Here is a 10,220-nt window from a genome sequence, read left to right as displayed (position 1 = left end):
CGGCGGCCGTTGTCGAACAGCGCATCGACCGATTCCTGCAGCATCCGCTTTTCGTTGCGGACGATGATGTCGGGCGCGCGCAGCTCGATCAGCCGCTTGAGGCGGTTGTTCCGGTTGATGACCCGGCGATAGAGGTCGTTGAGGTCGGAGGTGGCAAAGCGGCCACCATCCAGCGGCACCAGCGGGCGCAGTTCCGGCGGGATGACCGGAATGACCGTCAGCACCATCCACTCGGGCCGGTTTCCCGACTCGAGGAAGGATTCAACGATCTTCAGCCGCTTGATGATCTTCTTCGGCTTCAGCTCGCCGGTGGCTTCCTTCAGCTCTTCGCGCAGCTGCTCCGCCGTCGACTCGAGGTCGATCTGGCTCAGCATCTCGCGGATCGCTTCCGCCCCGATATTGGCGGTGAAAGCATCGGCGCCATACTGGTCCTGCGCGTCGAGGAAGTCTTCCTCGGTCATCAGCTGGCCATAGCTGAGGTCGGTCAGACCCGGCTCGATCACCACATAGTTCTCGAAATACAGGATCCGTTCCAGATCGCGCAGCGTCATGTCGAGCATGAGGCCGATCCGGCTCGGAAGCGATTTCAGGAACCAGATATGCGCAACCGGCGCGGCCAGTTCGATATGGCCCATCCGCTCGCGGCGCACCTTCTGCAGCGTGACTTCCACGCCGCATTTCTCGCAGACGACGCCGCGATATTTCATGCGCTTGTATTTGCCGCACAGGCATTCGTAGTCCTTGATCGGGCCAAAAATGCGCGCGCAGAACAGACCGTCACGTTCCGGCTTGAACGTGCGGTAGTTAATGGTCTCGGGCTTCTTGATCTCGCCGTAAGACCAGCTGAGGATCCGCTCGGGCGAAGCCAGCGAGATCTTGATCTCGTCAAAAGACTTCGGCGCCTGCAGCGGGTTGAACGGGTTGGTGGTCAGTTCCTGGTTCATTGTGCGTCCTTGATTTCAGGGATGGGTGAGGAGGGCGCGAACGCCCTCACTCGTCCTCCGCATCCAGGAGTTCCATATTGAGGCCGAGGCCCCGGACCTCTTTCACCAGCACGTTGAAGCTCTCCGGCACACCAGCCTCGAAGTTGTCCTCGCCCTTGACGATGGACTCGTAGACCTTGGTGCGGCCCGCCACGTCATCCGACTTGACGGTGAGCATCTCTTGCAGGGTGTAGGCGGCGCCGTAGGCTTCCAGTGCCCAGACCTCCATCTCGCCGAAGCGCTGGCCCCCGAACTGGGCTTTACCACCCAGAGGCTGCTGCGTGACGAGGCTGTAGGGCCCGGTGGAGCGCGCGTGGATCTTGTCGTCGACAAGGTGGTGCAGCTTCAGCAGGTATTTCACACCCACCGTCACCTTCCGCGCGAACTGCTCGCCGGTGCGACCGTCGAACAGATCCGACTGGCCCGACGTGTCGAACCCGGCACGGGTCAGCGCGTCGTTCACGTCGGCTTCCTTGGCACCGTCGAAGACCGGGGTGGCAATCGGCACGCCGCGTTTGACGTTGCCGGCGCGGTCCACAAGCGTTTCCTCGTCCATGCTCGCGAAGGCGTCTTCATAGACGTCATCGCCATAGCCGTGGCGCAGCGCATCACGCACAGGGGTCAGATCGCCGGTCCGGCGATAGTCCTGCAGCGCGTCGTCGATGCGGATCCCGAGGCCGCGCGCGGCCCAACCCATATGGGTTTCCAGGATCTGCCCGACGTTCATGCGCGACGGCACACCCAGCGGGTTCAGCACCATGTCGACCGGGGTACCATCGCCGAGGAAAGGCATGTCCTCGATCGGGACCACCTTGGACACCACACCCTTGTTGCCGTGACGACCGGCCATCTTGTCGCCCGGCTGCAGCTTGCGCTTCACCGCGACGAACACCTTGACCGACTTCATCACGCCCGGGGGCAGATCGTCGCCGCGGCGCACCTTCTCGACCTTGTCCTCGAACCGGTGGTCGAGCGCGCGTTTCTGCACCTCGAACTGCCCGTTCAGGGCCTCGACCTGCTGCGCATCGGCTTCCTCGCCGAGCGCCAGCTGCCACCACTGACCACGCGACAGCGTTTCCAGCAGCTCTTCGGTCACTTCGGTGCCGGCCTTGATGCCCTTGGGGCCTTTCACGGCCTGCTTGCCCAGCAGCGTCGATTTCAGGCGGCCGTAGATGTTGCGCTCGAGGATCGCGAACTCGTCATCCCGGTCGCGGGCAAGCCGTTCGACTTCCTCGCGCTCGATCTGCAGCGCCCGCTCGTCCTTGTCGACGCCGTGCCGGTTGAACACCCGCACTTCGACGACCGTGCCGTAATCGCCCGGCGGCAGACGCAGCGAGGTATCGCGCACGTCCGAAGCCTTTTCCCCGAAGATGGCGCGCAGAAGCTTTTCTTCCGGCGTCATCGGGCTTTCGCCCTTCGGGGTGATCTTGCCGACAAGGATGTCGCCCGGGCCGACCTCGGCGCCGATATAGACGATCCCGGCCTCGTCGAGGTTGCGCAGGGCTTCCTCGCCGACGTTCGGGATGTCGCGGGTAATCTCTTCCGGCCCCAGCTTGGTGTCGCGGGCGGCGACTTCATATTCCTCGATATGGATCGAGGTGAAGACGTCATCCTTGACGATCCGTTCCGAGATCAGGATCGAGTCTTCATAGTTGTAGCCATTCCACGGCATGAACGCGACGATGACGTTCTTGCCAAGGGCCAGCTCGCCCATGTCGGTCGAGGGACCATCGGCGATGACCTCGGCCTTGCCAACCCGGTCACCCACCTTCACCAACGGTTTCTGGTTGATACAGGTGTTCTGGTTCGAACGCTGGAACTTGCGCAGACGGTAGATGTCGACGCCGGCATCGCCCATTTCCAGGTCTTCCGTGGCGCGAACCACGATCCGGGTGGCATCCACCTGGTCAATGATCCCGCCGCGGCGCGCCATGATCGCGGCGCCGGAATCCTGGGCCACGATGGCCTCGATCCCGGTGCCCACGAAGGGCGCGTCGGCCTGCAGCAGCGGCACGGCTTGCCGCTGCATGTTCGATCCCATCAGCGCGCGGTTCGCGTCGTCGTTCTCAAGGAACGGGATCAGCGAGGCCGCGACCGAAACCAGCTGTTTCGGCGACACGTCGATCAGGTCCACCGCTTCGGGCGGGTTCAGCATGAATTCACCCGACTGGCGGGTGGACACGAGGTCATTCATGAACCGGCCATCGGCATCGAGCTGCGCGTTCGCCTGCGCAACCGTGTGCCGCATTTCCTCGGTCGCCGACATGTATTGCACGTCGTCGGTCACCTTGCAGTCCACGACCTTCCGGTACGGCGTCTCGATGAAGCCGTACTTGTTGACGCGGGCATAGGTGGCAAGGCTGTTGATCAGGCCGATGTTCGGGCCTTCCGGCGTTTCGATCGGGCACATCCGGCCATAGTGGGTCGGGTGAACGTCGCGCACCTCAAAGCCGGCACGCTCGCGGGTCAGACCGCCCGGCCCAAGGGCCGACAGGCGGCGCTTGTGCGTCACTTCCGACAGCGGGTTGGTCTGGTCCATGAACTGCGACAGCTGCGAGGAGCCGAAGAATTCCCGCACCGCAGCCGCAGCCGGCTTGGCGTTGATCAGGTCCTGCGGCATCACCGTGTCGATCTCGACCGAGGACATGCGTTCCTTGATCGCCCGCTCCATCCGCAGCAGGCCGACGCGGTACTGGTTCTCCATCAGCTCGCCGACCGACCGAACGCGGCGGTTGCCGAGGTGGTCGATGTCGTCGATCTCGCCCTTGCCGTCGCGCAGTTCGACCAGCGCCTTGATACAGGCGATGATGTCGTCCTTGCGCAGCGTGCGCTGCGTGTCGGGCGCATCGAGGTCGAGGCGCATGTTCATCTTGACCCGGCCCACGGCCGACAGGTCATAGCGCTCGGAGTCAAAGAACAGGCTCTCGAACAGGTTCGAGGCGGCTTCGATGGTCGGCGGCTCGCCCGGGCGCATCACGCGGTAGATGTCCATCAGCGCGCCATCGCGGCCGATGTTCTTGTCGGCGGCCACGGTATTGCGGATGTAGGGGCCGACGTTGATGTTGTCGATGTCCAGCACCGGGATATCGGTCACGCCGTTGTCCAGCAGCACCTTCAGCGTGCCGCCGTTGACTTCGCCGTCGCGGTCATAGGTCAGGGTGATCTCGTCCCCGGCCTCGACATAGATCGCGCCGGTTTCCTCGTTGATGATGTCCTTGGCGACATAGCGGCCAACGATATGATCGAACGGAACCAGCAGTTCGGTGACCTTCGCCTCGTCGATCAGCTGCTTGGCCAGACGCGGGGTGACCTTGTCACCGGCCTTGCAGATGACTTCGCCGGTGGCGGCATCCACGATGTCATAGGTCGGGCGGGTGCCACGCACACGCTCGGGGAAGAAGCGCGTGACCCAGCCGCGGTTCTTCATGTGCTTGTAGGTGACGGTCTTGTAATAGGCATCCATGATGCCTTCCTGGTCCAGGCCCAGGGCATAGAGAAGCGTCGTCACCGGCAGCTTGCGGCGACGGTCGATGCGCGAGAACACGATGTCCTTGGCGTCGAACTCGAAGTCCAGCCACGAGCCGCGATAGGGAATGATCCGGCAGGCGAACAGCAGCTTGCCCGACGAGTGCGTCTTGCCCTTGTCATGGTCGAAGAACACGCCCGGCGACCGGTGCATCTGGGACACGATCACCCGTTCGGTGCCGTTCACGATGAACGTCCCGTTCGGCGTCATCAGGGGCATGTCGCCCATGTAGACGTCCTGTTCCTTGATGTCCTTGACCGACTTGGCCCCGGTATCCTCGTCGATATCGAACACGATCAGCCGCAGCGTGACCTTGAGGGGCGCGGCATAGGTCATGTCGCGCGCCTGGCATTCCTCGACATCGTATTTCGGCTTCTCGAGCTCGTATTTCACGAACTCCAGAATGGCGTTCTCGTTGAAGTCCTTGATCGGGAACACCGACTGGAACACGCCTTGAATCCCGTCGCCGTCCTGCGGCTTCGGTCCGTCGCCGGACTTCAGGAACAGGTCGTAGGAGGATTTCTGAACCTCGATGAGGTTCGGCATTTCGAGGACTTCACGGATCTTGCCGAAGTACTTGCGGATGCGCTTCTGGCCAACGTAGCTCTGAGCCATGCTCGTCGTCACCTTTCGTCTCTGCGCGCTTGTTCCGTCGGGGCCACGGAACACGCCGCCGAATGAAGGGGATAAGGTTCCATTCCCGCCAACCGTCCCACCGGCCAGCACCCGAACCTTGAACCGCGCCTTGAAGAGGGTCTTTGCCACCCGTGGCCCTTAAGGCCCTCTCCAAGACAGGTTCGGCCGGGCCCGGGGACAAGCCCGGACCCAGCCTTTTTCAGTTGGTAGGATGCGAAAGCACCCTGCCCGATTACTTCAGCTCGACCTTGGCGCCAGCAGCTTCGAGCTTCTTCTTCAGCTCTTCGGCTTCGGCCTTCGGCGCGCCTTCTTTCACTTTGCCGCCGGCTTCGACCAGGTCCTTGGCTTCTTTCAGGCCCAGACCGGTGATGCCGCGAACTTCTTTGATCACGTTGATCTTGTTCGGGCCGGCTTCGACGAGGACGACGTCGAAATCGGTTTTCTCTTCGACGACTTCCGCGGCAGCAGCCGGGCCAGCCATCATCACGGCGCCGCCAGCGGCGGGCTCGATGCCGTATTCGTCTTTCAGGATCGTTTTCAGTTCCTGGGCCTGCAGCAGCGTCAGATTGACGATTTGCTCGGCGAGTGCTTTCAGATCAGCCATTTCTCTGTTCCGTTCTTACAAGATGGGGGTCTAACGTCAGGGCATCAACCCTACGCAGACATGTTGTTGCTCACGCGGCTTCCCGCTCCTCGATGGTCTTGAGGATACCCGCGATATTCGAAGCAGGCGCACCAATGGCACCGGCGATGTTCGAGGCAGGGGCACCGAGGCACGCAACGATCGAAGCGATAAGCTCCTCACGCGACGGCATCGCAGCCACGGCTTTCACACCGGCAGCATCCAGAGCCGTGTCGCCCATGGCCCCGCCCAGAATCACGAATTTCTCGTTCTTCTTGGCATAGGCCTCCGAGACCTTCGCCGCAGCGACGGGGTCTTCGGAGAAAGCGAACACGGTCATCCCCTTGAGCAGATCACCCATGCTTGCGCCGGGCTTTCCTTCAAGAGCGATCTTGGCGAGCTTGTTCTTGGCGACACGTACGGAACCACCGACGGAAGACATTTCCGCCCGCAGTGCCTGCATCTGAGCAACTGTCATGCCTTCGTAGTGGGCAACCACCACGACGCCAGAGCTTTCGAAGATCTGGCCGAGTTCCTCGACCACTTTCTCTTTCTGGGCTCTATCCACAGTTTCACTCCAAGTATGGGGGTTTCCCCCCGGCTCATGTTTGCCGGGATCACTCCCGGCGTTCGGGTCCGTGAGGGTCCCGAGGCCAAAACCGCCCGAGGAAACCCCGGGAAATCCGTCTCGATCCCCATCTCGGGAAGGACATTAAGCACCGGGAACCCGGCACACCCTCCGTCTCGGACAGGTCAGGGCGGGGCCTTGCGGTCCGCCCTGCCACTCACCGGCCTTGCGGCCGGAGAATTCTATCGGTGCGCGCCAGGCGCGCACCTTGGCAACCTTAGTTGCCGGCGGCCGAGGCCAGGTCGACCGACACGCCCGGGCCCATCGTCGAGGACAGCGACACCTTGCGCAGGTAGGCACCCTTGGCACCCGACGGGCGCGCGCGCGTCACAGCTTCCACGAAGGCGCGGATGTTTTCGGCCAGCTTCTCGCCGTCGAACGACACCTTGCCGACACCGGCATGGATCACGCCGGCTTTCTCGACCTTGAACTGCACTTCGCCGCCCTTCGCCGCTTCAACAGCCGTTTTCACGTCCATCGTCACGGTGCCGACCTTGGGGTTCGGCATCAGGTTGCGCGGGCCGAGGATCTTGCCGAGGCGACCCACCAGCGGCATCATGTCCGGCGTTGCGATGCAACGGTCGAACTCGATCTTGCCTGACTGGATGGTCTCCATCAGGTCTTCGGCGCCCACGATGTCGGCGCCCGCGGCTTTCGCCTCGTCCGCTTTCGCACCGCGTGCAAACACCGCCACACGCACCGTCTTGCCGGTGCCGTTCGGCAGCGTCACCACACCGCGAACCATCTGGTCCGCATGGCGCGGGTCTACGCCCAGGTTCATGGCGATCTCGACAGTCTCGTCGAATTTCGCCGTGGCCGAGGTCTTGATCAGGGCCAGCGCATCCTCGACGGTGAGTTGCATCTTGCCTTCGAAGGCGGTCCGAGCCGCCTTGGTGCGTTTACCGAGCTTGGCCATGACTTACCCCTTCACCTCGATACCGATGGAACGGGCAGAGCCGAGGATGATCTGCATCGCCGCTTCCACGTCGTTCGCAGACAGATCCTTCATCTTGGCTTCGGCGATCTGGCGCACCTGGGCGACAGTCACAGTGCCGACCACGGTATGGCCCGGCTTGACCGACCCTTTCGGGCGGTTGCGCTTGCCGACCGGCTTCAGGCCGGCTGCCTTCTTCAGGAAGAACGACGCAGGCGCCGTCTTCATCTCGAAGGTGAAGGACTTGTCAGCATAGTAGGTGATCACGGTCGGAACGGGCGTGCCCTGTTCCATTTCCTGCGTGCGAGCGTTGAACTCTTTGCAGAACGCCATGATGTTCACGCCGCGCTGACCCAGCGCGGGACCGATCGGCGGAGACGGGTTAGCTTGCCCCGCCTTCACCTGCAGCTTCAGCTGCCCGACGACTTTCTTGGCCATGTGGCCTCTCCTTTATCACCAGCCCGCGCATGCAGGGCCTTGGTTTAGTGGTCCGGTCCGCAGGGCCCATCGGGCCCGCTCGCCTCCCACGGCACACACGTCAGATGCCCTTGGACACCTGCGTGAATTCCAGTTCGACAGGCGTCGGGCGGCCAAAGATCGAAACCGTCACCTTCAGACGGTTCGTGCTCTCATCCACTTCCTCGACCATGCCGGTAAAGCCTTCGAAGGGGCCATCGGCCACCTTCACCTGCTCGCCGATCTCAAAGCGGATCAGGTTGCGCGGCTGCGCCTCGCCCTCTTCCGCCCGGTTCAGGATCGCATTCACTTCGCCATCACGCATCGGCATCGGCTTGCCCTGCGGGCCCAGAAAGCCCGTGACCCGATTGATCGACACGATCGCGTGATAGGCGCGGTCCGTCATCTCCATCCGCACGAGCACATAGCCCGGCATGAAGCGCCGCTCCGAGGTAACCTTCTTGCCGCGGCGGATCTCGATGACCTCTTCCGTCGGCACCAGTACCTCTTCGATCTCGTCCTCGAGACCTTTTTCAGCAACGGCTTGCCTGATTTGCTCGGCGACCTTCTTCTCGAAATTCGAGAGAACGCTCACCGAATACCACCGCTTCGCCATGCTCGCCTTACCCCGTCTCACCTGCGGTCGCCCGCGGGAACTTCCGTCATTATTTCAGATGGTTGCCCACCTGCTTGCGGACAGCTGACTGCCCGACCTAACAAAAAACAGCGCGCATCACCCGAATCGATGCACGCCGGTATCCGAAAGGTCCGCCCGCCTTACAGGTGAACCCGGCGCATTTCAAGCCCGTCCGCCTTGGCACCGCACCGAAGGGCGAGGCTTAGCCGAAGACGTTCAAAAGCGCCGTCAGGCCCGAGCGGATCGCCAGATCGACAAGGAAGAAGAACACCGAGGCCAGCGCCGCCATGATCAGCACCATGACGGTGGTCAGCCCGACCTCGCGCCGCGTCGGCCACACGACCTTGGCCACCTCCGCGCGCACTTGCTGGACGAACTGAAGCGGATTGGTCTTGGCCATCTGTCTCACCTGCTTGTCGCTGGGGCCACCGCCGTCCGGGCGGGGCCACCATGAATGGGCAGCACATACGGGGTTCGCCCGGCCAGTTCAAGCCTGCTCGGCGCAGGGTGGCCGCCGACTGTCTGGCGGTGCGGCCGCGCAGGGGTGCATGTCTGGAAACGGACTGGCAGGAGTTGGGGGACTCGAACCCACGACCCTCGGTTTTGGAGACCGATGCTCTACCAACTGAGCTAAACTCCTGTGCCGTGGGCGGGGAGTTAAGGCACCCTGCGGGGGAAATCAAGCGCGAAGTCGCACAGGGCGCGCACGGGCTGCAGCCGCAAATCGTATGTATGGTATGCGCATGGTTTCTGCATGGGTTCTGCATCGGCCTTGGCACGCAAAAGGGCCACCCGAGGGTGGCCCTTCCCGTGTCGGCCCGAGGGCCGGACTGCTTAGCGCAGCGCAGCGCGCAGCGCGGCAACCTTGCCTTGGTCGCTGCCGTACAGCGCGGCCTGGACCGAAGCGATCTGCGCCGCGGTCAGGTTGTTCACGTCCGCATTCGGGACGAGGTGCCGCAGTTCGGCAGCATCGACATTGCTCAGTTTGTTCGGCTGGTAGCCTTGGCCCGAAGCCGAGGCAGTTCCGGCGATGGCAACAAGGGCGGCGGCGGCGAGGATCAGATTTTTCATGATGTTTTCCTTTGGGTTATCTGTCGTCGGGGCCCCGGAAGGCTGGGTCGTTCGCCCATGTCTTTCGTGCCTCGATGCAGAATAGATGCGCCCTTCGGCGCCCAATGTGAAATCACGCACAGATCACGCAGGCTCTCGCATCTGTGTTCTTGATGTGAAGTCCGCGAATGCAGCAAGAGGGCCTCACATGCGATTTTCGACACATGTCCTCGCCGGATTATCACGGGTCCGTGATGTTTCGTGATCTGAGGGCAGTTGGGCCAATTTGCACCCAAGCTGTGAAATGCCGCACAGAGCCTTGGCACAGACAAAAAAGGCCGCCCCGAAGGGCGGCCTTGTCTGCAAGACGGTGGTAAGTCCGTGTTACTTCAGGATTTTCGACACGACGCCGGCGCCGACGGTGCGGCCGCCTTCGCGGATGGCGAAGCGCAGTTTTTCTTCCATCGCGATCGGGGCGATCAGCTCGACTTCGAACTTCAGGTTGTCGCCCGGCATCACCATCTCGGTGCCTTCCGGCAGCTTCACGGTCCCGGTCACGTCCGTCGTGCGGAAGTAGAACTGCGGGCGGTAGTTCGCGAAGAACGGCGTGTGGCGGCCGCCCTCTTCCTTGGTCAGGATATAGGCCTCGGCTTCGAAATGGGTGTGCGGGTTCACCGATTTCGGCTTGCACAGCACCTGGCCACGTTCCACGCCCTCACGGTCGATGCCGCGCAGCAGCACGCCGACG

The 10,220-nt window shown here is 62.7% G+C and carries 8 protein-coding genes, 1 tRNA gene and 2 pseudogenes; all 11 read right to left on the bottom strand.

Annotated features, from left to right (window positions below; genetic code table 11):
- Positions 1-944: pseudogene (locus Q8S30_RS04095) on the bottom strand (DNA-directed RNA polymerase subunit beta'); the annotation flags it as partial.
- A 46-nt stretch (positions 945-990) separates the two neighbouring features.
- Complete coding sequence (gene rpoB, locus Q8S30_RS04090; protein ID WP_305664768.1) at positions 991-5,124, bottom strand: DNA-directed RNA polymerase subunit beta; 4,134 nt, start codon at positions 5,122-5,124, stop codon at positions 991-993.
- Positions 5,125-5,377: 253 nt separating this feature from the next.
- A complete protein-coding gene (gene rplL, locus Q8S30_RS04085; RefSeq protein WP_161348694.1) occupies positions 5,378-5,749 on the bottom strand; it encodes a 50S ribosomal protein L7/L12 in 372 nt (123 codons plus the stop codon).
- Between the two features lie 70 nt (positions 5,750-5,819).
- Complete coding sequence (gene rplJ / locus Q8S30_RS04080; RefSeq protein ID WP_161348695.1) at positions 5,820-6,335, bottom strand: 50S ribosomal protein L10; 516 nt, start codon at positions 6,333-6,335, stop codon at positions 5,820-5,822.
- A 277-nt stretch (positions 6,336-6,612) separates the two neighbouring features.
- Positions 6,613-7,311, bottom strand: coding sequence for a 50S ribosomal protein L1 (gene rplA, locus Q8S30_RS04075; RefSeq protein WP_305664767.1), 699 nt, complete (start codon positions 7,309-7,311; stop codon positions 6,613-6,615).
- A 3-nt stretch (positions 7,312-7,314) separates the two neighbouring features.
- Positions 7,315-7,767: a 50S ribosomal protein L11 gene (gene rplK / locus Q8S30_RS04070; protein WP_305664766.1), complete on the bottom strand. Its 453-nt coding sequence runs from the start codon at positions 7,765-7,767 to the stop codon at positions 7,315-7,317.
- 100 nt (positions 7,768-7,867) lie between these two features.
- Positions 7,868-8,401 (bottom strand): transcription termination/antitermination protein NusG, encoded by a 534-nt coding sequence (gene nusG / locus Q8S30_RS04065; protein WP_305664765.1) that lies wholly within the window; start codon positions 8,399-8,401, stop codon positions 7,868-7,870.
- Positions 8,402-8,624: 223 nt separating this feature from the next.
- Positions 8,625-8,822, bottom strand: coding sequence for a preprotein translocase subunit SecE (gene secE / locus Q8S30_RS04060; protein WP_305664764.1), 198 nt, complete (start codon positions 8,820-8,822; stop codon positions 8,625-8,627).
- A gap of 164 nt (positions 8,823-8,986) precedes the next feature.
- Positions 8,987-9,062: transfer RNA gene (locus Q8S30_RS04055), tRNA-Trp, on the bottom strand.
- Positions 9,063-9,256: 194 nt separating this feature from the next.
- The gene (locus Q8S30_RS04050; RefSeq protein WP_305664763.1) at positions 9,257-9,493 is read right to left on the bottom strand and encodes a hypothetical protein; all 237 of its coding nucleotides are present in this window, start codon (positions 9,491-9,493) and stop codon (positions 9,257-9,259) included.
- A gap of 363 nt (positions 9,494-9,856) precedes the next feature.
- Positions 9,857-10,220: pseudogene (tuf, locus tag Q8S30_RS04045) on the bottom strand (elongation factor Tu); the annotation flags it as partial.

It is taken from the genome of Frigidibacter sp. (assembly GCF_030695035.1).
Taxonomy (GTDB): Bacteria; Pseudomonadota; Alphaproteobacteria; order Rhodobacterales; family Rhodobacteraceae; genus Frigidibacter.
Note: the sequence above shows the minus strand (reverse complement) of the source record. Positions and strands in the feature narration are given on the sequence as shown.

Coding starts and splice junctions, on each gene's coding strand:
- Q8S30_RS04050 (WP_305664763.1), bottom strand. CDS start 9,493: ATGAAAAATCTGATCCTCGCCGCCGCCGCCCTTGTTGCCATCGCCGGA.
- rplL (WP_161348694.1), bottom strand. CDS start 5,749: ATGGCTGATCTGAAAGCACTCGCCGAGCAAATCGTCAATCTGACGCTG.
- rplK (WP_305664766.1), bottom strand. CDS start 7,767: ATGGCCAAGAAAGTCGTCGGGCAGCTGAAGCTGCAGGTGAAGGCGGGG.
- nusG (WP_305664765.1), bottom strand. CDS start 8,401: ATGGCGAAGCGGTGGTATTCGGTGAGCGTTCTCTCGAATTTCGAGAAG.
- secE (WP_305664764.1), bottom strand. CDS start 8,822: ATGGCCAAGACCAATCCGCTTCAGTTCGTCCAGCAAGTGCGCGCGGAG.
- rplA (WP_305664767.1), bottom strand. CDS start 7,311: ATGGCCAAGCTCGGTAAACGCACCAAGGCGGCTCGGACCGCCTTCGAA.
- rpoB (WP_305664768.1), bottom strand. CDS start 5,124: ATGGCTCAGAGCTACGTTGGCCAGAAGCGCATCCGCAAGTACTTCGGC.